Source organism: Klebsiella scottii (assembly GCF_036561945.1).
GTDB lineage: Bacteria > Pseudomonadota > Gammaproteobacteria > Enterobacterales > Enterobacteriaceae > Klebsiella > Klebsiella scottii.
Map to the genome: position 1 here is coordinate 1,324,625 of NZ_JARXNI010000020.1, position 25,650 is coordinate 1,350,274.

Below are 25,650 nucleotides of genomic sequence, written 5' to 3' on the forward strand. Positions count from 1 at the left end.
TCTTTGGCCGCTGTAAAAGAGGGCGTTACAGCGTCGGATAATCGGTATAGCCTTCCGCGCCGCCGCCGTAGAAGCTCTCCGGACGCTGCGGGTTCAGCGCCGCTTTATGCTTCAGGCGGGCAACCAGATCGGGGTTGGCGATAAAGTCGCGGCCGAAAGCGACGGCGTCAATCAGGCCTTTGCTAATCAGATCGTTGGCCTTTTCAACCGTATAGGCGCCCGCGCCGATAATGGCGCCCGGGAAGCGCGCGCGAACCTTCTGACGGAACTCATCGCTGTACGGCTGGCCGCCGGCCCAGTCCGGCTCGGACATGTGCAGGTAAGCGATACCGCGTTTAGCAAGCTCTTCAATCAGATACAGCGCATCGGCTTCTTCATTCGGGCCGTTATCGACGTTCTGGAAGCTGCCGATTGGCGATACGCGGATACCGATGCGATCGGCGCTCCACTCTTTACTGACCGCCTCCACCACTTCCAGCACCAGGCGAGCGCGGTTTTCAACGCTGCCGCCGTACCGATCGCTACGATGGTTAGAGGTCGGAGAGAGGAACTGGTGCAGCAGGTAGCCGTGGGCGGAGTGCAGTTCCACCAGATCGAAGCCGGCGTCGCGCGCGTTGCCTACCGCCTGGCGGAAGTCGTTGACGATCCCTGGGATCTCATCGAGCTCCAGCGCCCGCGGCATGGAGGTATCGGCGCGAACGGCGTGGCCGTTCTCATCACGCAGCGACGTACGGGTGCCGGCGCTGATTGCGGACGGCGCAACCGGCGCCGCGCCGCCTGGCTGCAGGCTGTTATGTGAGATACGACCGGTATGCCACAGCTGTACGGCAATATGTCCCGCTTCGGCGTGAACGCCGGCGGTGATTTTCTGCCAGGCCGCGATCTGTTCAGGGCTGTGCAGACCCGGGGCGCCGGCATAGCCTTTAGCCTGGGCGGAGATCTGCGTTGCTTCCGAAATAATCAGTCCCGAGCTGGCGCGTTGACGGTAATACTCGGCCATCAGCGGAGTAGGGATGTCGCCGGGCTCAATGCTGCGCAGGCGGGTTAACGGAGCCATAAACACGCGGTTAGGTACGGTGACCGCACCCACTTTCAACGGGGTAAACAATTTTGATTCGGACATAATGACTCCTGAGTAGACCGGTCGTCTTGAAATGGGTTAAATAAAAACGCCTGTCAAACGCCAGGCGCGGCAATAATACTTTTGGCATGGGCAAGGGCGCTTTCAAGCGGCGTTGCGCTGCGCGTAATTTTGGCCTGCAGGTTGGCGCCCAGCCATAAGGAGTAGAGCACCTGCGACAGGGTTAACGCGTCGCCGCTGAAAACCAGGCTGCCTTCCTGACGCCCCTTGTCCAGCGCTTCGCCAAGCAGGGTAATAATCTGGCTGGCCCCTTTGTCCATCTCGGTACGCATCGACTCCGACAGATCGCAAACTTCCGCCGACAGCTTCACCGTCAGGCAACCGCTGATAATGCCCTGCTGGCAAAACTGGGTAAGCGTATGCTGATAGTAAGCCAGCAGGCGATCGCGATAGTTGCCTTCGCCGTGGGCGAAATGCTCCACCAGCCGCTGCAGATAGCCGGCGTAGTGATGTTCCAGCAGCGCAACCCCGTAAGCTTCCTTTGAGCGAAAATAGTGATAGAAAGAGCCCTTCGGCACTTCCGCCGTTTTCAGCAGTTCGCTCAGGCCCATGCCGGTAAAGCCGCGGTGCATGCACAGCTGTTCGCCGGTGGCCAGGATATGTTCGCGGGTATCGCATTCGCTATGTTTGTTCATGCCGCTCACTGTAGTAGACCGATTGGTCTAATGCAAGTGATAAATTTAAATGATGTGTGGCGCAGAGGCTGAGCAACAAAAGTTGCCAACCGCGGATGAAACGTCTTCAATGAGAGAGAGAAAGAGGCAACCGGAGGCGTGAGGTGGCAGAGCAGCTGGAGTTTTTCCCGGTACAGAGTCCGTGCCGGGGAATTTGTCAGTCGGACGAACGCGGCTATTGTCGCGGCTGTTTGCGTAGCCGAGAGGAGCGTTTTGCCTGGCAAACGATGAGCGACGTACAAAAGCAGGACGTTCTGCGGCTGTGTCGCCAGCGCCTGTTGCGCAAATTACGCGCGGCTAAGGCGGAAACAGCGGAAGAACCGCAGCAACCCTCACTGTTTTAATTGCAAAAATGGGTATACTCAAAGCACTTTTTTGTTGAGGACGTTGTTATGGTTCAGCGTATTGCTATGGCTCCGCAGGGGCCGGAATTCTCGCGTTTTGTTATGGGCTACTGGCGTTTGATGGACTGGAATATGTCCGCGAAAGAGCTGGTCAGCTTTATTGAGCAGCACCTGGATCTTGGCGTCACGACCGTCGATCATGCGGATATTTACGGTGACTATCAGTGCGAGGCGGCGTTTGGCGAAGCGCTGAAGCTGGCTCCGCATCTGCGTAGCCGGATGGAGATCGTCAGCAAATGCGGCATCGCCACGATGGCGCGGGCGGAAAATACCATTGGCCACTATATTACCGATCGCGACCATATTGTGCTCAGCGCCGAGCAGTCGCTGCGTAATCTGGCTACCGACCATCTCGATTTGCTGCTGATTCATCGCCCGGATCCGCTGATGAATGCCGATGAGGTGGCGGAAGCCTTCCTCGCGCTGCACCACAGCGGCAAGGTGCGCCACTTCGGCGTCTCAAACTTCACGCCGGCCCAGTTTACCCTCCTGCAATCGCGCCTGCCGTTTACGCTGTCGACTAACCAGCTGGAAATCTCGCCGGTGCACCAGCCGCTGCTGCTGGACGGCACCTTAGATCAGCTGCAGCAGCTGCGGATCAGGCCGATGGCGTGGTCCTGCCTGGGCGGCGGCCGTCTGTTTAATGATGAAAGCTTCCAGCCGCTGCGCGATGAGCTGGCCCAGGTTGCCAGGGAGCTGAATGCCGAAAGCATCGAGCAGGTGGTCTACGCGTGGATCCTGCGCCTGCCGTCGCAGCCGCTGCCGATTATTGGCTCCGGCAAGATTGAGCGCGTCCGCTCCGCGCTGGTAGCGGAAAAGCTGAATATGTCCCGTCAGCAGTGGTTCCGCATCCGCAAAGCCGCGCTGGGATACGACGTCCCGTAAGCAACGCAAGAGCGCTACCGGCGCTCGTGATGCGCCCCGATAAACCCGGATACGGCCCGCGCCGCTCTCCGGGTTTTTTCTTTCAGCGCCAACGCCTCACGCCGTCCTTTCTTCTATCGTTCCGGCGACAGGCGCCTGCTCCAGCTGCGACAGCGCGCAGTAGAGGCGCCAGATAACCGCCGCCAGCTCCTTCGCCGCCGGCTGATGATGATGACTAAGCGTGTCGCAAATGCGCTGTAGCTCCTGCAGCGTCGACGCCAGCGGCCGCTGCTGAACGCCGCGCTCGCTCATCACATCCCGCAGCAGGCTAATGCACAGGTCGCGCACCTGAGAGAGCGGATCGGAGCGGGTTTCCCATTCCCGAAGCTGCCACACCACGTGGGAGCAGTTAAGCAGCACAACCCCCCAGCGCAGCAGCCAGCGGCGCGCCAGGGCATCCTGGCTGTTACTCAGCTGGCTGATATGGTGGTAAACCAGAGACTCAAACTCGTGCTCGCTATGCTGCGGATGGCGGCTAAGCTGATCGACAAAGTGACGCCGTAACGCTCTGATGTGACGACGGCTCTTGCGTGCATCCGAGCCCGGACTTATCACCGCGAAGGCAAGCCAGGCAAGGCCTACGCCGATGATTTTCCCCAGGTTATCGTTGAGAAATGCGGCAAAGTCGTAGACCGGCGGGTTGGTCACCGAAATAAACGAACCCATAAAAACGATCAGCTGCCCCCACAGACCCGCCAGCTTCGGCATCTGCAGCTTGAGCAGCTGCATGGTAGTGAGCAGCGGGAAGAGGAACAGCAAAAATTGCCATAAATCGGTTATCTGCACCATCAGGCCGAATTTGACCACAAAGCTGAACAGAGAGAGCAGCACCAGCGTGCGCATCAGCAGCGTCAGCGATTTGAACGGCGAGGGCGAGATGGAGTAGAGCACGCAGCAGATGGCGGCGAGGGTGAGCGCGGCGGCGCTGGACTGCCACTGGGTGCTGATGCCCCACGCCCCGACCATCACCAGCGCGCAGAAGGTTCGCACGCCGTTCCACAGCGCTTCCGCCTGATCGGTGTGGCGGGCCAGCGCGGGCGCCGAAGGAACGTTGAATTCGGTCACCGCCGTCGCGTTCTCCACCCGGGCTATCCAGCGGCTGCTCTGCAGATACAGGCGGCAGAAGTAGCGCAGGCGCATCCAGAACGCCAGGTGCCGGTAGTCGGCCGCGGCTCCGGGCGCCAGCGGGGCGATAATGCGGGCGACGGAGTAGAGATCGGCGCGCGGGCTGGCCAGCTCGCTCAGCAGCGTCTCCAGCACCGCGCGGGTATTCCTGGGGGCATCGGGCCAGTTGAGCAGCATCCGGCGCAGGCTGGAGATGACGCTGGTCATACGCAGCTGCTGGTGCAGCAAATAGTTCAGCAGCGGATTCTGCCGGCGGAAGCGGTAGTGGCTCCAGAAGGCCTGAATACGCAGCAGGTTCATGGTCAGGATCTGGCCAATAACGCTTTCGTGGGCGGTGCGAATCGCATCGGTAGTTTCCGGCACCCACAGCAGGCTGGCATGCTCCAGCAGGCGCGCATGCATATTTTTCAACGCCGTCAGCAGCGTGGTGCCGTCGGAGGTGCTGGGCAGGATCATCATCATGACCCCGCCGCAAAGGATCCCGACGATGACTTCGCAAACGCGCGACTGGGCAATGCTCCACAGCTCGTTGGCGTCGGTAACGTTGATAACCGGGAAAGCAATAATGGCGCAGGTATAGCCGGCAAGCTGGAAAGCGTAGGCCACGTTGTTGGTGTACATCGCGCAGGCCCAGGTGCAAAGCGCGATCCATGCCGAGATGCTGAATAAGAACAGCCACGGATCGTTCAGGGTATGGCCGGCCAGCAGCAGGGCGGCACAAGCGCCGAGCAGGCTGCCGGCGATGCGGCCAAAGCTTTTGCTGATCACGCCGCCGACGGTAGGAAAACTGACCACCGCCGCTGAGGTCATCGCCCAGTAGGGCTCATCCAGGTTCAGCCAGTAGGCGACGCTCAGCGCCAGGCACATGGCAATGCCGTTGCGCAGCGCGTATCGCCACTGCGCCCGGCTGGCCTTAACCCAGGGAAGCGCGCGCCACGTCAGGGCCTGCACCTTCACTATGGCCGGCCGATAGAAACGGTACAGGTGGTGCCGGAGATAAGCGTGATCTCCTGCGGCAGGCCGGTCAGCTCAATGCGTACCGGCACCCGCTGGGCCAGGCGTACCCAGGGAATATTCGGTTTAATATCCGCCACCAGCGCGGCGCCGTTTTCAACGCTTTGGTCAACAATGGCGCGGCCAATGCTGGAAACGTGACCTTGTAACTTTTGCTTGCTGCTATAGAGAATCACCTCGGCGCTATCCCCGGCGCGGATATGACGCAGCTTGGTTTCTTCAAAATAGCCAATGACGTAGAACGAATGGCTGTCCACCAGCGCGAACTGGGGGCGGCCGACGGAGGCGTAGTCGCCAACGCGGGTGGAGAGATTGGTGACCCAGCCGTCAACCGGCGCCTTAATCACGGTCTGGCTGAGCTGCCAGCGGGCGCGTTCGAGACTGGCCTGCGCGACGCCCATCACGGCTTTGGCCGCTTCGAGGACCGCGTTGGCCGTATTCAGCGCGGTGCCGGCGCTTTCCAGATCTTCGGCGGAAATCACGTTTCGCGACAGATTTCGGCGGCGGGCGGCGTCACTGGCGGCTTTTGCCTGTTCCACCTGGGCCTTCGCCAGATCGGCCCGGGTTTTGGCCAGCTGTGCCTCGGCGTCGAGCAAGGCAATACGATAGGGGGTGTCATCGATCTTAAACAGCACGTCTCCGGCTTTCACCAGCTGGTTATCGCGGACGTTAAGCTGCAGGATGCTGCCGGATACCTGAGGCGTGATGCTGACCTGCTCGGCGCGCACCTTGCCGTCACGGGTCCACGGCGATTGCGTGTAGTAGTTCCAGACCAGCCAGGCGGCAATAATCGCCAGCGCCGCAATCAGTAGGGTTGAGAAATATTTTATTTTTTTCATCGAGTTAACATTACCAGACGGTCAACAGAACCAGTGCCAGACACACTGAAAGCGCAAACAGGGAGAGATCCATCAGCAGCGGGTGCCAGATATCGCCGGCGTACATCCAGTCGCGCAGCTGACGATGAAGCACCAGCCAGATAAAGAACCCCAGCAGGACGGCTTTAAACAGAGGGGGGAAATAGATAGAAGCGCCAAACACCAGGTCCTGGAGCGACAATCCGCAAGAGTTAAGACTCAGTTTCACAAGCAAAAATCCTTTGCCGTTGCAGGGAGAATGTCAGGTAATGCTATTATTTGCATTGTAAATCATTGTTTTCATATTAGTGAATCAGGTAATTCATTTGTTTTGATTATTTAAATGCTGCACACTATTCTAAAATCAGTATAATAACTTAGCAAGCTAATTATAAGGAGATGAAATTGGAATCGCCACTGGGTTCTGATCTGGCACGTTTAGTGCGCGTCTGGCGCGCGCTGATCGACCATCGCCTGAAACCTCTGGAGTTAACGCAGACGCACTGGGTCACGCTGCATAACATCCATCAGCTGCCGCCTGAGCAGTCGCAGATTCAACTGGCGAAAGCCATCGGAATTGAGCAGCCTTCTTTGGTGCGTACGCTGGATCAGCTGGAGGAGAAAGGTCTCATTTCTCGCCAGACCTGCGCCAACGATCGGCGGGCGAAGCGTATTCGGCTGACGGAAAAAGCGGAGCCGCTGATCAATGAGATGGAAGAGGTTATCAGCAAAACGCGCGATGAAATTCTGGCTGGCGTCTCGACGCAAGAGGTTGAAATGCTGCTCGGTTTGATCCGCAAACTGGAACACAATATTCTGGACCTCCAGGCAAAAGATTAACCTGTTCAGGGCCTTGAACTCTCAAGGCCCTTCATTCTCTACTTCGACTCATGCCACACGACGACGCGGTTTTTCGCTTCGTACATTGCCGCATCCGCACTCTTCGGTCGTCAGGCGACCGTCAACGGCGGTAAATACGCCGCGCGTGATACCACGAATACAGCATGTCACTCTGCGGGATTAGCACCGGTAGCGTAAATATATAGGCCGAACAAAAGAAGGCGCTGCTGTACCAGAATATATTGCGCAATCGGCTTATATAAACCAGCAGCATTAGCGTTATTAACCAACTGGCGACTATAACCCGGCCAATACGGTTATGCCAGAGCGGATGATTACTTGAATAAAGCCATGACGGAGTAATTATCAGCGTCGTAAAACTCGGGCAGCTCGTCAGAATAACGGTATGAACCTTTCTGGTGAGGCGCGGGCTATGGCGGAAGTGATATAAAATAATCGCGGGAGTAAAGAGTATGACCAGCATCGCGTTGCGCGGAAGATAAAGAAAATCAAAGCGGCGCTAGCGTCAGGTATGGCCCTGATTGCAGAGAAGCCAGTCCGAATGGCCGCTAAACCTTCCCGGCACCAGCAGCGCCGATCCGCCGTAGGCGCAGGCAATGGCGGTCAGATGCAGGCGCTCCCGAACGCACCAGTACTTCATCATCATGAAGCCGGACATAGTGAGATGTAAGATCAATAAAAATATAGTCAATACCGGCAACAGCACCGGGCTGGACGTCGATGTGCGGCTAATTAATGAGGCGGCAAATAAATGTATCAGGCCAATGGCAATAATGCAGGTAAGTAAATAGAGCAAGACCTTGGTTTAATAAAGTCCGTGAGTTAATCAGCATCTTCTTCATCCCTGTAAAATAAAACAGTACGGGCGACGTCATTTTCGAAAATGATGATGTGGGGCAGGGATATATAATATAGCAGCTCGAGCGTTTAATATTGCGCCGGCGCAAAGCTATGCTCTTTAACGTCAGGGGCGGCTGAACCGCAAAACGATATGGCCGGATACAATATCTTGATCTTTAGTGAATAATGCGGCCCCGAAAGGCCGCATGAAAGAATATTAACGCGGGGACACGGTGACCTGGCTGCCGCTGCCGGCAATCGCGACGCGCTGGCCAACGGAGAACGGGGTGCTGCCCTGTTTCTGGACCACCAGAATGGTGTTGCCGTCATCCTTACGGATTTCCAGCTCAACGCCCTGGGTTTTATTCATTGCGCCCTGGACGCCCTGGCCGGCTACGCCGCCCGCAACTGCGCCTGCTGCCGTTGCCAGCGAACGGCCCGTGCCGCCACCGATGGTGTTACCGAGGAATCCACCCAGAACTGCGCCGCCGATAGCACCGATGGCATTGCTGTCATCGCCGCCCTGGATCTGAACCGCGCGGGTATGAACGATGGTTCCGTAAGTTACGCTCTGGACCTGTTTGGCTTCGGATGCGGAGTAAACATCACCGGAAAGGCCGCTGCTGCTGACGCAGCCCGCAAGAGTAAAACCAATCATCGAGACAGCCAAAACACGTAAAATCATTTATGAATCTCCTTCACCAAATAGCGTTCTGTTGAACTTCCATGTGGTCAATTATATGGCATTTAAGCGCCAGCTGGCATAGCTTCCGCATGGACAATATGAAAAATAATAAGCAAAAACGTCTTAACCGCAGCTAAACGTAAGCGCTTTACGCGAAGCGTCGCGTTTATAACTGCGAGGCTTCGGGCTTCTCTGTTCAGGCTTTGGCGCCGTTTTAAAGCGGCTAAAACCTGATTATCTGACAGCCGGAATGATTTAAGGTTTATCCGTTTTAGTGTTAAAAAAAATTATTGTCCCATAGCAATGACCCCGTCTTTATGATGGAGTGTCGCTATACGAGAGTCATGGAATGAAGGAAGGCGTATGAAATCAGGTCGCTTTATTGGCGTAATGTCTGGCACCAGCCTGGATGGCATCGATGTGGTTCTGGCGGTAATTAACGAAAGTATTGTGGCCCAGCAGGCCAGCCTGACCTATCCCATCCCTATCGCAATAAAAGAAGAGATTCTGGCTATCTGTCAGGGGCAGCCGCTCACCTTATCGCAGTTAGGACAGCTTGATACGCGCCTTGGTCGGCTGTTTTCCGATGCGGTACGGGCGCTAATGCGCCAGGAGAATTTGCAGGCCTCGGAGATCGTTGCGATTGGCTGCCACGGTCAGACGGTCTGGCACGAGCCGATGGGCGATGCGCCTAACACATTGCAAATCGGTGACAATAACCAGATTGCCGCCCATACCGGCATCACGGTGGTGGGTGATTTCCGCCGTCGCGATATGGCTCTTGGGGGCCAGGGCGCGCCGCTGGTTCCGGCCTTCCACCACGCGCTGTTGGCGCATCCGGTTGAGCGCAGGATGGTGCTAAACGTTGGCGGCATCGCTAATCTCTCGCTGCTGGCGCCCGGTCTGCCGGTCCGCGGCTACGACACCGGTCCTGGCAATATGCTGATGGACGCGTGGATCTGGCGTCAGTGCGGTAAACCCTACGATAAAGATGCCCACTGGGCCAGCGGAGGCAAGGTGCTGCTGCCGCTGCTGCAGGATATGCTCAGCGATCCGTGGTTCGCGCTGCCCGCGCCGAAAAGTACCGGGCGGGAATACTTCAACTACGGCTGGCTGCAGCGGCATCTGGCCCGCTATCCCGGCGTTAGCCCGCAGGACGTTCAGACCACGCTGACGGAGCTTACCGCGGTCACGATTAGTGAACAGGTGATGCTCAGCGGCGGCTGCGAGCGGCTGCTGGTGTGCGGCGGCGGGGCCCGTAATCCGCTGCTGATGGCGCGGCTGGCGGCGCTGCTGCCGGGTACGGAGGTCTCTACCACCGATGCGGCGGGGATCAGCGGTGACGATATGGAAGCGCTGGCCTTTGCGTGGCTGGCGTGGCGGACTATGTCCGGGCTGCCCGGCAACCTGCCGTCGGTGACCGGTGCCGCAGAAGCCTCCATCCTTGGCGCGATTTTCCCGGCGAATGCGCCGCAGAATCAGAGTTAACTGAATTCGCTATATTTTATTAACCGGTAAACTGGATGAAGTGAGTGGAGGGTCAGTACCCTCCTGGACCGGGAAAGTCGAAGGCAACCAAATGAAAAAAATCCTTATCGCAGCGATACCTTTTATGCTCGCAGGCTGTAGCTATTACAACCAGTTTGTCGAGCGCATGCAGACCGATACGCTGGAGTATCAGTGCGATCAGAAACCGCTGACCGTTCATCTCAATAACGCCCGCCAGCAGGTAAGCTTCATTTACGATAACCAGCAGCTGAATCTGCAGCAGGGGCTATCGGCGTCGGGGGCGCGCTATACCGACGGCGTATACGTCTTCTGGTCAAAAGGCGACGGTGCCACGGTCTACAAACACGACCGCGTGGTGCTGGAAAACTGCCAGCTGCAAACCGCCAAACGTTGAGATTTCTCTCCCGGGGGCGCACAATGACGCCACCCGACGACTATTTTCTCAATTGCCATGTCAGACAACGACGAATTGCAGCAAATCGCGCATCTGCGCCGAGAGTATACCCGTGGCGGCCTGCGTCGCCACGATCTTCCCGCCGAACCGCTGACGCTGTTTGAGCGTTGGCTCCGACAGGCCTGCGATGCCCGGCTGGCTGACCCCACGGCGATGGTGGTGGCCACCGTTGATGAAAGCGGCCAGCCCTATCAGCGTATCGTGCTGTTAAAGCACTATGACGAAAAGGGGCTGGTGTTTTACACCAACCTCGGCAGCCGCAAAGCGCACCAGATCGAAAAAAATCCCCGCGTGAGCCTGCTGTTTCCGTGGCATATGCTGGAGCGCCAGGTGATGGTGAGCGGCAAAGCTGAACGTCTGTCGACGCTGGAAGTGATTAAGTATTTCCACAGCCGCCCGCGCGATAGCCAGATCGGTGCCTGGGTTTCCCGCCAGTCCAGCCGCATTTCTGCCCGCGGTATTCTTGAAAGCAAGTTCCTTGAGCTGAAGCAAAAATTCCAGCAGGGCGAAGTGCCGCTGCCGAGCTTCTGGGGCGGGTTCCGCGTCAATATCGAACAGATGGAGTTCTGGCAGGGCGGCGAGCATCGTCTGCACGATCGTTTTCTGTACCAGCGGCAAAACGACGGCTGGCAAATCGACCGCCTGGCGCCATAAAGGACGCAAAATGTTGTTTTAAGCGCTGGTACTACGTTCCCCGGCGCTTTATTCTATAGGCTTCATTTTTCACGCTGCATCGTAGCTGGCCATGCCTGCTCATCCGGTAGCTTACCCGCGTAAGCGCCTGAGGCTTCCCATGCTTGCCGCTTTGATGCAGCCTGAATCATTTTGTGTAGTATTTTTTCGCGTCTGGCGAAAAGTCGTGTACCGGCAAAGGTGCAGTCGTTTATACATGGAGAATTTGATGGCAAGCAGTAACTTGATTAAACAATTGCAAGAGCGGGGGCTGGTAGCCCAGGTGACGGACGAGGAAGCGTTAGCAGAGCGACTGGCGCAAGGCCCGATCGCGCTCTATTGCGGCTTCGATCCTACCGCCGACAGCTTGCACTTGGGGCATCTTGTTCCATTGTTATGCCTGAAACGCTTCCAGCAGGCAGGCCATAAGCCTGTGGCGCTGGTGGGTGGTGCGACCGGTCTGATTGGTGACCCGAGCTTCAAAGCCGCCGAGCGTAAACTGAACACCGAAGACACCGTGCAGGAGTGGGTTGATAAAATTCGTAAACAGGTCGCGCCTTTCCTCGACTTTGATTGCGGAGACAACTCGGCCATTGCCGCGAATAACTACGACTGGTTTGGCGGCATGAACGTGCTGACCTTCCTGCGTGATATCGGCAAGCATTTCTCCGTCAATCAGATGATCAATAAAGAAGCGGTTAAGCAGCGTCTGAACCGTGACGATCAGGGCATCTCCTTTACCGAGTTCTCCTATAACCTGCTGCAGGGCTACGACTTCGCGTGCCTGAATGAACTGCACGGGGTTGCGCTGCAAATCGGTGGTTCGGATCAGTGGGGTAACATTACCTCCGGTATCGACCTGACCCGTCGCCTGCATCAGAACCAGGTATTTGGTCTGACCGTTCCGCTGATCACCAAAGCGGATGGCACCAAGTTCGGTAAGACCGAAGGCGGCGCGGTATGGCTGGATCCGAAGAAAACCAGTCCGTATAAATTCTACCAGTTCTGGATCAACACCGCGGATGCCGACGTTTATCGCTTCCTGAAGTTCTTCACCTTTATGGAAATTGACGAGATCAATGCCCTTGAGGAAGAAGACAAAAACAGCGGTAAGGCTCCGCGCGCGCAGTACGTGCTGGCGGAACTGGTGACGCGTCTGGTGCATGGTGAAGAGGGCCTGATCGCCGCAAAACGCATTACCGAGAGCCTGTTTAACGGCAACCTGAGCGAGCTGAGCGAAGCGGACTTCGAGCAGCTGGCGCAGGACGGCGTACCGATGATTGAAATGGAACAGGGCGCCGACCTGATGCAGGCGCTGGTGGATTCCGAGCTGCAGCCATCCCGTGGCCAGGCGCGTAAAACCATCGCCTCCAACGCGGTGACCATCAACGGTGAAAAACAGGCCGACCCGGAGTATGTCTTCGGCGAAGGCGATCGCCTGTTTGGTCGCTATACCTTACTGCGCCGCGGTAAGAAAAATTACTGTCTGGTCTGCTGGAAGTAATTGCGTAAAGGCAGGGGCGTGGGAAACCACGCCCCTTATTTTTTGCTGTCAGGTATCCAAGATGAAGAATATCCTCGCCATCCAGTCTCACGTTGTGTTTGGCCATGCCGGCAATAGCGCTGCCGAGTTTCCGATGCGCCGCCTTGGCGCGAACGTCTGGCCCCTCAATACCGTGCAGTTCTCAAACCATACTCAGTACGGTAAATGGACCGGCTGCGTTATGCCGCCAGCGCATCTGACCGAGATTGTACAGGGCATCGCTGATATTAATCAGCTTCAACGCTGCGACGCGGTGCTCAGCGGTTATCTGGGATCGGCGGAACAGGGCGAACATATTCTCGGGATTGTGCGTCAGGTGAAAGCGGCCAATCCGGCGGCAAAATATTTTTGCGATCCGGTGATGGGCCATCCTGAAAAGGGCTGCATCGTAGCACCTGGCGTAGCCGAGTTTCACGTGCGCCATGCGCTGCCTGCCAGCGATATTATTGCCCCGAATCTGCTGGAGCTGGAAATTCTCTGCGAGCATCCGGTGGCCAACGTCGGCGAAGCGGTGGCCGCCGCGCGGGAGCTCATTGCCCAGGGGCCGGAAGTGGTGCTGGTGAAGCACCTGTCGCGCGCCGGGATTAGCATGGACCGTTTTGAAATGCTGCTGGTGACGCGCGACGAAGCCTGGCATATCAGCCGTCCGCTGGTGGATTTTGGCCTGCGTCAGCCGGTGGGGGTGGGGGATGTGACCAGCGGCCTGCTGCTGGTGAAGCTTCTGCAGGGAGCGAGCCTGCGCGATGCGCTGGAGCACGTCACCGCCGCGGTGTACGAAATCATGCTGGCGACCAAAGCAATGCAGGAGTATGAGCTGCAGGTCGTGGCGGCGCAGGATCGCATTGCGCTGCCTGAGCATCTCTTCAGCGCCACGCAGCTGTAGGCGCTGACAGCCTGCCCGGAGCCGCGCCCGGGCAGGGCAATCGACCTTACTTCAGACCTTCCGCTTCCAGCGCCGCCGCCACCGACGGGCGCGCGGCGATGTGCTTCATCCACGCCTCGATATGGCGATAGCCTGCCATATTCAGCTTCACCGCGTACGCCCAGCGCAGTACGGTAAACAGATAGCCATCGGCGATGGTGAAACGATGGCCGTTCAGCCACTGCTTATCCTCCAGTGATTCGTCAATATACTGCAGCTTCTTCTCCAGCTGCGCGCGTACCGTCGGTTTGTAATCTTCCGGCGTGTCCGGACGAAACAGCGGGGTGAAGCCTTTGTGCAGCTCCGTTGCGACGTAGTTCAACCACTCCAGCGTCTGGTAGCGGGCGATGGTGTCCACCGGGGCCAGCAGCTGTCGATCCGGGACGCGATCGGCAATGTACTGCATAATCGCCACGCCTTCCGTCAGCAGGAGATCGTCGTCAAGCAGCAGCGCCGGAACCTGGCCTTTCGGGTTAATCAGCAGGTAATCATCCCCGTTTTCAAGACGCTTTTTCATTACGTCCACGCCCTGCAAGGTGAAATCCAGCCCGCTTTCGCGCAGGGCGATATGCGAAGCAAGAGAACAGGCGCCGGGTTTGTAGAACAGTTTCATCGGTAACTCCTTGTGGCTGCAGTTTTCTGTATGGTAGTCCGCGCAGGGGTAAAAAAAAAGCCGCTAACGGCAGGTTAGCGGCTAAATTAAGTGGTTTTCCCGAAGCGCTTAGGCTGTTGCCGTCTCGCGATCTTTAGCGACGCTATCGTCGTCCAGAGTCATACGATTCAGCTTCGGCGCCGTCAGCAGCATCAGCGCGGCGATTACGGCCGTCACGATACCAATCTGCATGAATACGTGACCGTAAACGTTCAGAGAAACCAGCGGGTCGGTTACGTTTTCCGGAACGGCCATCAGGTTAGCAATCTTACCTGCAATAATTGCTGCGCCCGCGGTGGTCAGGAACCAGCTGCCCATGATGAAGCCCATCAGACGCTGCGGAACCAGCTGGGCAACCATTGCCAGACCGAGGCCGGAAATCATCAGCTCGCCAATACTCTGCAGCGCGTAGCTCAGAATCAGCCAGTTTACCGACACGATACCGGCATCGGTGGCGAATTTGGTGCCCAGCGGCAGCACCAGGAATGCGGCGGAACAGAGAATCATACCGATAGCAAACTTGTGCGGCATCGGCAGACGGTCGCCCATCTTGTTATAGATGGCGGCCAGAATCGGGCTACCGATCATAATCCAGAACGGGTTCAGCGCCTGGAACTGCTCCGGCTGGAAGCTGATGCCCATAATGGCATGCTCAACGTTGCGGATGGCGAAGAAGTTCAGGGACGTCGGCATCTGGCTGTAAAGGACGAAGAAGACGATCGCCTGCACCATCAGAATGAAGGCCACAACCATCTTACGACGCGCGGCGCCCTTCAGGGCGATAGCTTCTTTGGCGAAGATGATGACGATGCCCAGCGCAACCACGCCCAGAACCATACGAGCGATGCCCTGGTTATGCAGTAGCCAGGTAGCGATAACCACCAGGATAACCACGCCGACGAGGGTGGCCAGCAGTTTGCCGTAATGAACCGGGGCGAAGTCGGGTTTAGAACCGTAGTTTTTCACCCATTTCTTGCAGAACATAAAGTTCACCAGCGTAATCAACATGCCGACAAAGCTCAGGGAGAAGGCGATACTCCAGCCGAACTTCGCTGCCAGCCACGGGGTAGCCAGCATCGAGAAGAACGAACCGATGTTGATGGACATATAGTACATGGTAAATGCACCGTCCAGACGCGGGTCGTCTTTCTCATAACAGGTAGACAGCAGGGAGGACGGGTTAGCCTTAAACAGGCCGTTACCGACGGCGATAGTCGCCATACCCATATAAACGATAGCGGCGTCATGTCCGGAATACGCGACCAGCGCATAGCCGATCGCCAGTACGATCGTACCCAGCATAATGACGCGCTTGGTGCCGAGCACTTTATCGCCCAGCCAGCCGCCGATAGCCACGAGGCCGTAGACCAGCGCGCTGAAGGAGGAGAAGAGTGTAATAGAATCCGCTTCTGACATACCCAGCTGTTTTACCAGGTAAACGGCCATGATCCCTTGCAGGCCGTAATAACCAAAACGCTCCCATAATTCGATCGAGAAGATCAGGTAGAACGATTTCGGCTGCTTGAAAGCGTTCAAACTCACGCTTTCTGCTGGTTTATTGTTTGCAGTTGACACATATACCTCTTTTTTTACATCCCATATTAACGGGGGGTGTTCGGGGCGCAATCTTCGATGACCGCCGCCTTTATAGTTATTCTGGAGGGAAAACGGCAGGTAATGTTCACTATCCTGACCGTTCAGGCAATAGCTTTGTAATACTCTGTTACACATAACCGAGGCGTTATAATACGCCGGTCATTCAAATGTTATGCAGAGTTAAACTTCACCGTTTCGCCATTGGTGATATTTTTATCTGTCTGCATCCGCATGGCGGTGCATAAAGGCGATATATTCTGCTGATCAGCCTTGAACCCAGTGATATAGGCTATAATCCTAAAAAATGATGGGGTATTGTCCTGATAAGCAGGGCTCAGATATTGCAATTGCTGGCTTTAACTATCAAATAAGCAACAATAAATTAACATTGAGTTGCATGGATGATCTGGATCACAAATGTATAGAAATTTTTTCTTCGTAAAAAATGATTAACCTGGCTGAGAGTTATATGAGCAGACGATCGCCCTGTTAACTGGCGAAATTATGGCGAAAGTGGCAGGGATGAAAGGGTATGAACAGAACCATTACCACAGACAGGGTAATGGTTTTGTTCAGGGAGCGGACATCAGGCAGCGTAGACCTTCTCTTTGAACTCGCAGAGGTCCTCGATCAGGCAGGAACCGCAGCGCGGCTTGCGGGCGATGCAGGTATAGCGGCCGTGGAGAATAAGCCAGTGGTGGCAGTCCACCTTAAACTCGGCGGGAACCACCTTCAGCAGCTTCTCTTCAACCTGCTCGACGTTCTTACCGGGGGCAAATTGTGTCCGGTTGCAAACGCGGAAAATATGCGTATCTACCGCAATCGTCGGCCAGCCGAAGGCGGTATTGAGTACCACGTTGGCGGTTTTGCGCCCGACGCCGGGCAGCGCTTCCAGCGCGGCTCTGTCCTCTGGGACTTCGCCATTATGCTGCTCCAGCAGGATCCGGCAGGTCTTAATGACGTTTTCCGCTTTGCTGTTAAACAGGCCGATGGTTTTGATATACGACTTGACCCCATCGACGCCCAGGCTAAGCATCGCCGCCGGGGTGTTGGCAACCGGATAGAGCTTCGCCGTCGCTTTATTGACGCTGACGTCGGTCGCCTGCGCCGAGAGCAGTACGGCGATCAGCAGCTCAAACGGCGAGCTGAAATTGAGCTCCGTGGTGGGATGCGGGTCGTTATCCCGCAGGCGGGTCAGAATTTCCAGACGTTTGCTCTTATTCATCAGGCTTTCCCGGTGGCGTCAGAGGGCGCAACGACCGGGGTTTCGGCGCTTACCGCCCGGGCCTTGCGCTGCTTGCTTCGCTCATCAATAAGATATTTGACCGCCAGCATCATTCCGAGGCCGATAAACGCCCCCGGCGGCAGCATCGCCAGCAGGAAGGGGGTATCGGTATGGAAGACCTCGATGCGCAGCGCTTTTGCCCAGCCGCCGAGCAGACTATCCGCGCCGTCAAACAGAGTACCGTTACCAATGATCTCACGCAGCGAGCCGAGCACAAACATGGCGCAGGTGGCCCCCATGCCAATTGCGAAACCATCCAGCGCCGACAGAGCCGGGCCCTTTTTGGCCGCAAAAGCCTCGGCGCGGCCGACGACAATGCAGTTAGTTACAATCAGCGGGATAAAAATCCCCAGCGACTGATAGAGGCCATAGGCGTAGGCGTTAATCAGCATCTGCACGACGCTCACCACCGAGGCGATGATCATCACGTAAATTGGAATACGGATCTCGGCCGGCGTCCAGCGGCGCAGGCTGGAGATAGTCAGGTTGGTCAGGGTCAGAACCAGGGTGGTTGCCAGCCCTAATCCCAGCGCGTTGGTGGCGGTGGAGGTCACGGCAAGCAGAGGGCACATCCCCAGCAGCTGGACCAGCGCGGAGTTGTTTTTCCACAACCCCTGAACAATAACGTCTTTTACTTCGCTCATGCTCTAGTCTCCACAGGCGGTGAATTCGGGAATCTGCGTTGGCAGCGTTTGTGCATACAGGCCAGCGCGCTTAACCGCGTTGACGACCGCGCGCGGCGTAATGGTCGCGCCGGTAAACTGGTCAAAATCGCCGCCGTCTTTTTTAACCGCCCAGCGGCCGTCATTCTGCCCGTGGATAACTTTGCCGGCAAAATGGGTGATCCAGTCAGAAAGACGCAGCTCAATTTTATCGCCAAGGCCCGGCGTTTCGTGATGTTCGGTCACCCGGGTGCCGAGGACGGTACCTTTAAAGTCGGCGGCGACCAGCAGCTGAATCGCCCCGGAGTAGCCGTCCGGCGCGGTGGTTTCCATTACCGCACCCACCGGGATGTCGTTATTTTTAGCAACCCAGATCTTACGCTGTCCTTTCCCCAGCGCCGGGGCGGAGACCAGATAACAGCTCTTCAGCAGATCGTTATTATACAGATCTGCGGGCAGAACCTGGTCAAATAGCGCCTTTTGCTGCTGAGCCGCCTGATCTTCAATAGTCGATTTGGTCAGCTCATTGATAGCCGCCGTCAGGCCGGTGGAGCCGGCGGCGAAAAGCGCCAGCGTGATGCCGTGTTTGCGCATGCTTTTTAACATGACGGGTCCTCAGCGGTGGCCATACACGCGGGGACGCGTGTAGTAATCAATCAACGGAACGGTAATGTTCGCCAGCAGCACGGCGAAGGCAACGCCGTCAGGATAGCCGCCGAAGCTGCGAATGAGCCAGACCAGCAGACCCGCCAGCGCGCCGAAAATAAGGCGTCCGCGGTTGGTGGTGGAGGCGGTTACCGGATCCGTCAGAATAAAGAACGCGCCGAGCATGGTGGCGCCGGACAGCAGATGTATCTGCGGCGCGGCCAGGCTCTGCGGCGAGAAAAACCAGCCGAGCGCGGAGCATACGGCCAGACTCAGCAGGAAGCTGAGCGGAATATGCCAGCGAATCGTCTTCTGCCACAGCAGGAACAGCCCGCCGACCAGATAAGCGATATTAACCCACTGCCAGCCAAGCCCCGCCAGCGTGCCGCCGAATATCGGGTACTGGAGGATCTCCTGCACCTTATGGCCGGCGTGCAGGGAGGTTTTAAAGGTGTCCAGCGGCGTGGCCTGGCTGATACCGTCGACCCCGAGGCGCAGGGCGTTCATATCGCCCCCGGAGGCGGTATGGCCGGTGAAAATGACCCGCAGCGCGTCGGTAAAGCCTGGAATGTGGGCCGCAATCTCCTGCGGCGGCAGCCAGGAGGTCATCTGCACCGGGAAGGAGATCAGCAGCACGACGTAGCCAATCATGGCCGGGTTAAACGGGTTATGCCCCAGCCCGCCGTACAGCTGCTTGGCGATGATAACGGCAAAGGCGGTACCGAGGACAACCATCCACCAGGGCGCAAGGGGCGGAATACTGACGGCCAGCAGCAGGCCGGTCAGCAGCGCGGAGTTGTCGGCCAGAATGGCGGCAATATTCTGTTTTCGCAGTTTGAGGATGGCGGCTTCGGTTCCCCAGGCGGTTAAGGCCGCCAGGATAAGCTGCAGCACGGTGCCCCAGCCGAAAAACCAGGTCTGCACCACGATGCCGGGTACGGCGGCGAGCAGCACCAGCAGCATAATCCGCGAGGTCTGACGCTGGTTGTGGGTATAGGGAGAGCTTGCGATTCTGAAAACCATTTAATCCTCGTTAACTGCCTGCCGGGATGCTTTCCTGGCCTGAACTCGGGCGATTGCTTCTGCGACTGCAGCCTTGCGCGGATCGACCGCCTCAGCCGCCGGCGCGGCAGCGACGTCAGCCTGCTGCTGTTCGGCTTTGCGGGCCTTGGCGCGGGCGATAGCGGCCTCTACTGCGGCTTTGCGCGGATCGACGGCCTCATTCGCCGGCGCGGCCACGACGACGTCAGCCTGCTGCTGTTCGGCTTTGCGGGCCTTGGCGCGGGCGATGGCGGCCTCTACCGCGGCTTTGCGCGGGTCTACGGCCTCAGCCGCCGGCGCGGCCGCGACGTCAGCCTGCTGCTGTTCGGCCTTTCGGGCCTTGGCGCGGGCGATAGCGGCCTCTACCGCGGCTTTGCGCGGGTCTACGCCCTCAGCCGCCGGCGCGGCCGCGACGACGTCAGCCTGCTGCTGTTCGGCTTTGCGGGCCTTGGCGCGGGCGATGGCGGCCTCTACCGCAGCTTTGCGCGGGTCTACGCCCTCAGTCGCCGGCGCGGCCGCGACGTCAGCCTGCTGCTGTTCGGCTTTGCGAGCCTTGGCGCGGGCAATAGCGGCTTCTACCGCAGCTTTGCGCGGATCGAGACCTGCGCTGGCCGGCTGCTCAGGCGCGATCTCAGACTGTTCGCTTTTACGGGCGCGAGCCTGGGCTTTACGCGCTTCGCGCGCGGCGATGGCTTCGCTATTATCCGGCTTAGCGCCCGCCTGAATGATAATCGGCTGCGCCGCATCCTGCTGTTTTTCCCGCACGCGGGCGAGGGCGGCGTTAATCGCCTCGCTATCTTTCGCGGCGGGCTGTACTGCAGACTGCTTATGCCGTTCAAGGCGCGCGGCCTTATCGCGCTCCAGACGCGCCTGGCGGGCTTCAAAACGGGCTTTGGCTTCGGCCGCGCGCTTCTCTTCCAGGCGAATCTCCGCGATCTCGGCCTTCTCCTGACGGAAGTACTGCACCAGCGGAATATTACTCGGGCAGACCCAGGCGCAGGCGCCGCATTCAATACAGTCGGCCAGATTGTGGGTCGTGGCCTTGTCGTGCTGCTGGCCTTTACTGAACCAGTACAGCTGCTGCGGCAGCAGATCGGCAGGGCAGGCATCGGCGCAGGCGCTACAGCGGATGCAGCCTTTTTCTTCTTCCGCCTCGCCCATTTCGCTGGCCGACGGGGCCAGCAGGCAGTTGGTGATTTTGACAACCGGCACGTCGAGCCACGGGAGGGTAAAGCCCATCAGCGGGCCGCCCATAATCACCATCGGCTCAGCGCTGGGGCAGAAACCGGCGTCATCCAAAAGGTGGCGCACCGGCGTTCCCAGGCGGGCCCAGACGTTGCCCGGGCGCGAAACCGCTTCCCCGGTTAAAGTCACTACGCGTTCGGTCAGCGGTTCGCCATCAATCACCGCGCGTTTAACCGCGTAGGCGGTGCCGACGTTTTGCATCAGGACCCCGATATCGGAAGAACGGCCGCCGTGGGGAACCTGCTTACCGGTGAGGATCTGCGTCAGCTGCTTAGCGCCGCCGGAGGGATATTTGGTCGGGATCACGCGCAGGGAGATGCCGTGCGCGTCGCTGAGTACCGCACGCAGCATGGAGATAGCCTGCGGTTTGTTATCTTCAATGCCGATCAGCACCTGGCTCGGCTGTAATATATGGGCCAGGATGCGAATGCCGTCGATAATCTGCACCGCGCAGTCCTGCATCAGGCGATCGTCGGCGGTAATGTAGGGCTCGCACTCGGCGGCGTTAATAATTAAGGTGTCGATTTTGTCGCCGCCGCCGCGCAGCTTGATCCCGGTGGGGAAGCCGGCGCCGCCCAGCCCGGCAACGCCGAACTGATGGATGCGCTCGATAAGCTCATCCCGGGATTTGCTCTGGTAGTCACTCCAGCCGTCGCGTTCAATCCAGCGGTCTTCGCCATCGGCATCAATGATAACGCTCATCTCCGCCAGCGCGGAGGGATGCGCCGTCGAATGCGGAGCGATGGCGCTGACGATACCTGACGTCGGGGCGTGTACGGGCAGCATTTTTCCCCAGCCGCGGGTAAGCGGCTGGCCGCGCAGGACGCGATCGCCAGGCTGCACGCACAGCTCGCCCTCCGCGCCAATATGCTGCTTCAGCGGAATAACAAACTGCTGCGCAAGGGAGACCTGGCGCAGCGGCGTACCGTTTGACTGGGTTTTCATCTCCGGCGGATGAATACCGCCGTTGAAATCCCAGACCTTGTCTTTTTTGAACGCGGAAAATAGCTTAAACATGTTGTTCCACAGGAATGATGCGCACCGGGATGGTGTGTAGATCCCATTTCCAGGTTGCGGTGGTCGTCGCAACCGGAACCATCTCTATACACTGCGTCGGGCAGGGGGCGACGCAAAGATTACAGCCGGTACAGAGGTCGCTCATCACCGTATGCATCGCGCGGGTCGCGCCGACAATGGCGTCAACGGGGCAGGCCTGGATGCATTTCGTGCAGCCAATACAGTTTTTTTCGTCGATGACCGCCAGCATATGCACGGGCTCGGCCTCCTGCGCATCGCCGTCAGCAGGCTGCGGGTCGACGTTCAGCAGGGTGGCAATTTTTAACATCACCGCTTCGCCGCCGGGGGCGCAGCGGTTGATTTTCTCACCCTGCAGGCCTACCGCTTCCGCATAGGGACGGCAGCCGGGGTAGCCGCACTGGCCGCACTGGCTTTGCGGAAGAAGTTCGTCGATCTTTTCAACGACCGGATCGTCTTCCACCTCAAAACGGCGGGAGGCATAACCCAAAATTAAGCCGAAAATCAGCCCGAGAAGGCTAATAGCAATGACGGCTATCCAGACAGCACTCATATTACAACTTCACCAAACCACTAAAGCCCATAAATGCCAGCGACATTAAACCTGCCGTCACCAGCGCAATGGCGTTACCGCGAAACGGCGCCGGGACGTCCGCAACCACCAGACGCTCGCGAATGGCGGCAAACAGCACCATTACCAGAGAGAAGCCGACCGCCGCCGCAAAACCGTACAGCGCAGACTGCAGAAAATTATGTCCAAGGTTAATATTCAGCAGCGCCACGCCGAGCACGGCGCAGTTGGTGGTGATCAGCGGCAGGAAGATACCCAGCAGGCGATACAGCGCCGGGCTGGTTTTGCGCACCACCATTTCAGTGAACTGCACGACCACCGCAATGACCAGAATAAAGGTCAGCGTGCGTAAATAGACCAGATCCAGCGGGATGAGAATCCAGGTATCAATTAACCAGGCGCAGATAGAGGCTAGCGTCATCACAAAGGTGGTGGCCAGCCCCATTCCCATAGCGGCCTCCAGCTTTTTGGAAACCCCCATAAACGGACACAGCCCAAGAAACTTCACCAGCACGAAGTTATTAACGAGGACGGTACCAATAAAGAGCAGTAAATAATCAGCCATCAATTCGACCTGAAACGGAAAAAGCCGCCTATTATCGAATAAAACGATACCGGCGACAACAGGTTAACTGTGGGGTTATTACGGATTGACAAAGGTCCGTTTAACCCGTTCGGAGCGCTTGAAGTAAGGAACCAGCAGCGCGGCAGCAAGGAGTGGGAACAGCAGCTGGCGCAGGGCCAGAATGTCCGATATTGGCGAGAAGGCAAAGGCTTTAATCGCCAGCAGCAGTGAAATCAGCAGCCAGATAATATAGTGCTTCGGCACAATCTTTCGCCGTTTGAAAAAAGCCAGCGTCAGCCACAGGGTGTAGTACCACATGGCAACGGCGAACAGCAGAGACGCAATCCAAAGGATAAGATTCCCGGCGCTCATTGCGCCCAGCAAGGAGAACGTTTGGGGCGCCATTAACGCATTGGCAAATATAAGCAGCGATAGCGAAGCGCTTAATAGCGCCACCAGCAGCCACGCGAGCGGCCCCAGCAGCCATCCGCCAATTCGTTCTGCAGAGTCAGAGGACATACTTTCTCCCGGATTTAACGCCAGTGATATACTCGTTGAGCGTCAGGCTGCACGCGCTTGCCTGAGCAAGCGTCCGCATATTCGTGCTGCTCGCCCGGCGGGCCAGCGCTCAATTTATTCAGGTACAGATCAAAATCAAGGGCGGGAGTATAAGCAACTGGCGTGCTTCAGAACAGTCTTTATTGCACGTAACGCCAGACTGACTTAGGAACCTGTCCAATATCGAACAGTTTACCGCCAGAAACCAGCTCGGCCCGGCGATGGTCAGCGGCGCGGTACATGTTAACAATCTCTTCGTTATCGGTCAGGGAGTAGTTAAGGTGGTCAAAAAGTTTTTCCAGACTTTCCAGCGAGCTGATTTTACGAAATTTTAATAAATAGTCCTGAACGGTCATTTGCGTATCCATTTTATAATCGGAATAAATATAAGCCTATCCCATCGGGCTATTCTGTTTGCCATTTTGGCTCAGGGCCGCGCTAGCATCCTCACGTACTGCGCGTACGCTGCGGTTGTTCCACGTTCCCGGCTTCCAAACTGGCGGCAACAATGACCCTTGGTGGGATAGCTTCTAAGTCGAATATTACCAGCTTTCAGTAAACCTGTTCTCAACCAGCGGCACCTTGTTAACGGGCCTGGGCGGAATTATTTCGGTTGTAAATACTAAAGACAAGAACTGATTACATTCCTGGTGTAGTAATAAGAAATTTAAGAATATTCTAGCGCTGAATCAGGCGCCGGACGGCGCCTGGAGGAGAAGATTAACGCTGTTGGCCGCGGGTGGCAATAACGTTTTGATACCAAAAATAGCTCTTTTTCCGTTTGCGGGCGAGCCCCTGCTGATGGTCGACAAAAACGAAGCCGTACTGCTTCTGATAGCCGTTCAGCCAGCTCAGCAGATCGATAAAGGACCAGGGATAATAGCCGCGCACGTCGGCCCCGGCGTCCAGCGCTTTTTCCAGCGCATCAATGTGGGCGCTGAGGTAGTCGATACGCGGATCGTCGACAATTTCGCCGTCAATAATCGGGTCTTTGGCTCCTAAACCGTTTTCGGTGATGTAAATCGGAATATCGCCGTAGCGCTCCTTAATCATCATAATGCCGTCCGTTAACCCCTGCGGCCAAATTTCCCAGCCCCATTCGGTATAGGTGCTTTGCGGATTACGGACGAAACAGAACAGGCCCTCTACGCCAGGCTCGCCGCCGCTTAATCCTTCCTGCGGATGGGCAGAAACGGTTTCGCGGCGATAGTAGTTGAGGCCGATAAAATCGCTGTGGTTTTCTCGCAGCAGCGCGTCATCTCCGGGGGCAAAGCGCGGGACGCCCCACAGCGCCTGGGTTTGTTGCAGCAGCCCCTCGGGATAGGTGCCTTTCAATACCGGGTCGTATAGCCAGTGGGTATGGATGGCGTCCGCCAGCTCGGTCGCCCGACGATCCTCATCGCTATCGGTGAGCGGCGTATGCGGCTGGAGAACGTTGACGAAACCAATTTCACCCTTAACGCCCATTTCACGAAACGCTTTAATCGCCATCGCGTGGGCCACAAAAACGTGGTGGCAGGCCTGAATTGCGCGGGCCGGGTCGCGGACCGCCGGCGGATGGCAGCCGTTAATGTAGCCATGTCCAATAAAAACGATGGTCTCGTTAAAGGTGGCCCACAGTTTGACCCGCGAACCGAAACGCGCGTAGCACAAGCGCGCGTATTCGGCGAAGGCCTCCGCCGTGCTGCGGGCTTCCCAGCCGCCTTCATCCTGTAGCGCCTGCGGCAGATCCCAGTGGTACAGCGTAATCATGGGCTCGATATTGTGCGCCAGCAGTTCGTCGATCAGATCGCTATAAAACTGAATGCCGGCTTCATTTACCTCACCGCGGCCGCCGGGCAACAGGCGCGGCCAGGAGATGGAAAAGCGGTAGCTCTGCAGGCCCAATTCGGCCATCAGCGCGACGTCTTCGCGAAAGCGGTGGTAGTGATCGACGGCAACGTCGCCGTTAGTCTCCTGGAAAGTGGTGCCCGGCTGGTGAGAATAGATGTCCCAGATCGACGGTCCTTTCCCGTCGGCATCGTGGCCGCCCTCAACCTGATAGGCTGCGGTAGCGGCGCCCCATAGAAAATTTTGCGGAAATGCGGCCATCAGAAAGCTCCTTAGCAAATGATAAGGAGAGTGTAATGAAGGGCTATACGCACATGCAACCGGTTTCAGAAACCGGTTG

Annotated in this window: 26 protein-coding genes and 1 pseudogene; 8 read left to right on the top strand and 19 right to left on the bottom strand. The window is 57.4% G+C overall.

From position 1 onward, the window contains the following. Positions 1-25 precede the first annotated feature (25 nt). Together QFI97_RS13910 and QFI97_RS13915 are read right to left on the bottom strand one after the other, a co-directional pair. Positions 26-1,123: an alkene reductase gene (locus QFI97_RS13910; protein ID WP_095103081.1), complete on the bottom strand. Its 1,098-nt coding sequence runs from the start codon at positions 1,121-1,123 to the stop codon at positions 26-28. A gap of 53 nt (positions 1,124-1,176) precedes the next feature. Next, positions 1,177-1,776: a TetR/AcrR family transcriptional regulator gene (locus QFI97_RS13915; protein WP_095103083.1), complete on the bottom strand. Its 600-nt coding sequence runs from the start codon at positions 1,774-1,776 to the stop codon at positions 1,177-1,179. 143 nt (positions 1,777-1,919) lie between these two features. On the opposite strand from QFI97_RS13915, the gene QFI97_RS13920 reads away from it, so the two are divergent. Beyond that, positions 1,920-2,159 carry a DUF1289 domain-containing protein gene (locus QFI97_RS13920; RefSeq protein ID WP_076946795.1) on the top strand — a complete coding sequence of 80 codons (240 nt, stop codon included), beginning with the start codon at positions 1,920-1,922 and terminating at the stop codon, positions 2,157-2,159. Between the two features lie 48 nt (positions 2,160-2,207). Then, on the top strand, positions 2,208-3,104 hold the full coding sequence (locus QFI97_RS13925) for an aldo/keto reductase (RefSeq protein WP_331834335.1): 897 nt from the start codon (positions 2,208-2,210) through the stop codon (positions 3,102-3,104). A 96-nt stretch (positions 3,105-3,200) separates the two neighbouring features. Here QFI97_RS13925 and QFI97_RS13930 read toward each other — a convergent pair whose 3' ends face one another. From QFI97_RS13930 to QFI97_RS13940, 3 genes are read right to left on the bottom strand one after another with little or no spacing between them, the layout of a single operon-like run. Next, positions 3,201-5,225 carry an FUSC family protein gene (locus QFI97_RS13930; protein ID WP_346431394.1) on the bottom strand — a complete coding sequence of 675 codons (2,025 nt, stop codon included), beginning with the start codon at positions 5,223-5,225 and terminating at the stop codon, positions 3,201-3,203. Continuing rightward, positions 5,225-6,121: an efflux RND transporter periplasmic adaptor subunit gene (locus tag QFI97_RS13935; RefSeq protein WP_095103088.1), complete on the bottom strand. Its 897-nt coding sequence runs from the start codon at positions 6,119-6,121 to the stop codon at positions 5,225-5,227. The genes QFI97_RS13930 and QFI97_RS13935 overlap by 1 nt, the downstream gene beginning before the upstream one ends. Positions 6,122-6,131: 10 nt before the next feature. After that, positions 6,132-6,368, bottom strand: coding sequence for a DUF1656 domain-containing protein (locus QFI97_RS13940; RefSeq protein WP_346431395.1), 237 nt, complete (start codon positions 6,366-6,368; stop codon positions 6,132-6,134). 170 nt (positions 6,369-6,538) lie between these two features. Between QFI97_RS13940 and slyA the strand changes: the two genes are divergently transcribed. Beyond that, positions 6,539-6,979 carry a transcriptional regulator SlyA gene (slyA, locus tag QFI97_RS13945; RefSeq protein ID WP_071844932.1) on the top strand — a complete coding sequence of 147 codons (441 nt, stop codon included), beginning with the start codon at positions 6,539-6,541 and terminating at the stop codon, positions 6,977-6,979. Between the two features lie 121 nt (positions 6,980-7,100). Here the strand turns inward: slyA and QFI97_RS13950 are convergent. Both QFI97_RS13950 and slyB read right to left on the bottom strand, forming a co-directional pair. Then, a pseudogene (locus QFI97_RS13950) lies at positions 7,101-7,706 on the bottom strand (MASE4 domain-containing protein). Positions 7,707-8,057: 351 nt separating this feature from the next. Continuing rightward, complete coding sequence (slyB, locus tag QFI97_RS13955; RefSeq protein ID WP_095103095.1) at positions 8,058-8,525, bottom strand: outer membrane lipoprotein SlyB; 468 nt, start codon at positions 8,523-8,525, stop codon at positions 8,058-8,060. A gap of 363 nt (positions 8,526-8,888) precedes the next feature. Here slyB and anmK point away from each other — a divergent pair, with 363 nt between their 5' ends. From anmK to pdxY, 5 genes are all read left to right on the top strand, one after another. Continuing rightward, positions 8,889-10,013: an anhydro-N-acetylmuramic acid kinase gene (gene anmK / locus QFI97_RS13960; RefSeq protein ID WP_095103096.1), complete on the top strand. Its 1,125-nt coding sequence runs from the start codon at positions 8,889-8,891 to the stop codon at positions 10,011-10,013. Positions 10,014-10,104: 91 nt separating this feature from the next. Next, entirely contained in the window at positions 10,105-10,428 is a 324-nt protein-coding gene (gene mliC / locus QFI97_RS13965; RefSeq protein WP_095103098.1) for a C-type lysozyme inhibitor, read from the top strand. A gap of 57 nt (positions 10,429-10,485) precedes the next feature. Continuing rightward, complete coding sequence (gene pdxH, locus QFI97_RS13970; protein ID WP_095103099.1) at positions 10,486-11,142, top strand: pyridoxamine 5'-phosphate oxidase; 657 nt, start codon at positions 10,486-10,488, stop codon at positions 11,140-11,142. Between the two features lie 247 nt (positions 11,143-11,389). Beyond that, complete coding sequence (tyrS, locus tag QFI97_RS13975; protein WP_095103101.1) at positions 11,390-12,664, top strand: tyrosine--tRNA ligase; 1,275 nt, start codon at positions 11,390-11,392, stop codon at positions 12,662-12,664. A gap of 61 nt (positions 12,665-12,725) precedes the next feature. After that, positions 12,726-13,586, top strand: a complete 861-nt coding sequence (pdxY, locus tag QFI97_RS13980) for a pyridoxal kinase PdxY (protein ID WP_095103105.1) — start codon at positions 12,726-12,728, stop codon at positions 13,584-13,586. 46 nt (positions 13,587-13,632) lie between these two features. Here the strand turns inward: pdxY and gstA are convergent, their stop codons facing one another. From gstA to QFI97_RS14040, 12 genes are all read right to left on the bottom strand, one after another. Beyond that, a complete protein-coding gene (gene gstA / locus QFI97_RS13985) occupies positions 13,633-14,238 on the bottom strand; it encodes a glutathione transferase GstA (protein ID WP_095103110.1) in 606 nt (201 codons plus the stop codon). Positions 14,239-14,346: 108 nt separating this feature from the next. After that, positions 14,347-15,852 carry a dipeptide/tripeptide permease DtpA gene (gene dtpA / locus QFI97_RS13990; protein WP_095103113.1) on the bottom strand — a complete coding sequence of 502 codons (1,506 nt, stop codon included), beginning with the start codon at positions 15,850-15,852 and terminating at the stop codon, positions 14,347-14,349. Between the two features lie 607 nt (positions 15,853-16,459). After that, positions 16,460-17,098, bottom strand: coding sequence for an endonuclease III (gene nth / locus QFI97_RS13995; protein WP_095103115.1), 639 nt, complete (start codon positions 17,096-17,098; stop codon positions 16,460-16,462). Continuing rightward, positions 17,098-17,802 (bottom strand): electron transport complex subunit E, encoded by a 705-nt coding sequence (locus QFI97_RS14000; RefSeq protein ID WP_095103117.1) that lies wholly within the window; start codon positions 17,800-17,802, stop codon positions 17,098-17,100. The genes nth and QFI97_RS14000 overlap by 1 nt, the downstream gene beginning before the upstream one ends. Before the next feature lie 3 nt (positions 17,803-17,805). Next, on the bottom strand, positions 17,806-18,426 hold the full coding sequence (gene rsxG / locus QFI97_RS14005; RefSeq protein ID WP_346431396.1) for an electron transport complex subunit RsxG: 621 nt from the start codon (positions 18,424-18,426) through the stop codon (positions 17,806-17,808). Between the two features lie 9 nt (positions 18,427-18,435). Continuing rightward, positions 18,436-19,488 carry an electron transport complex subunit RsxD gene (rsxD, locus tag QFI97_RS14010; RefSeq protein ID WP_346431397.1) on the bottom strand — a complete coding sequence of 351 codons (1,053 nt, stop codon included), beginning with the start codon at positions 19,486-19,488 and terminating at the stop codon, positions 18,436-18,438. Next, complete coding sequence (gene rsxC / locus QFI97_RS14015; RefSeq protein ID WP_346431398.1) at positions 19,489-21,768, bottom strand: electron transport complex subunit RsxC; 2,280 nt, start codon at positions 21,766-21,768, stop codon at positions 19,489-19,491. Next, positions 21,761-22,339 carry an electron transport complex subunit RsxB gene (gene rsxB, locus QFI97_RS14020; RefSeq protein WP_095103126.1) on the bottom strand — a complete coding sequence of 193 codons (579 nt, stop codon included), beginning with the start codon at positions 22,337-22,339 and terminating at the stop codon, positions 21,761-21,763. Before rsxB ends, rsxC begins: the two co-directional genes overlap by 8 nt. Before the next feature lies 1 nt (position 22,340). Continuing rightward, complete coding sequence (gene rsxA, locus QFI97_RS14025) at positions 22,341-22,922, bottom strand: electron transport complex subunit RsxA (protein ID WP_095103128.1); 582 nt, start codon at positions 22,920-22,922, stop codon at positions 22,341-22,343. Positions 22,923-23,000: 78 nt separating this feature from the next. Continuing rightward, positions 23,001-23,441 carry a DUF2569 domain-containing protein gene (locus tag QFI97_RS14030; RefSeq protein WP_095103130.1) on the bottom strand — a complete coding sequence of 147 codons (441 nt, stop codon included), beginning with the start codon at positions 23,439-23,441 and terminating at the stop codon, positions 23,001-23,003. A gap of 179 nt (positions 23,442-23,620) precedes the next feature. Beyond that, positions 23,621-23,836, bottom strand: a complete 216-nt coding sequence (gene ydgT / locus QFI97_RS14035) for a transcription modulator YdgT (RefSeq protein WP_041147653.1) — start codon at positions 23,834-23,836, stop codon at positions 23,621-23,623. A 364-nt stretch (positions 23,837-24,200) separates the two neighbouring features. Beyond that, the gene (locus QFI97_RS14040) at positions 24,201-25,571 is read right to left on the bottom strand and encodes a GH1 family beta-glucosidase (RefSeq protein ID WP_346431399.1); all 1,371 of its coding nucleotides are present in this window, start codon (positions 25,569-25,571) and stop codon (positions 24,201-24,203) included. Positions 25,572-25,650: the final 79 nt, after the last annotated feature.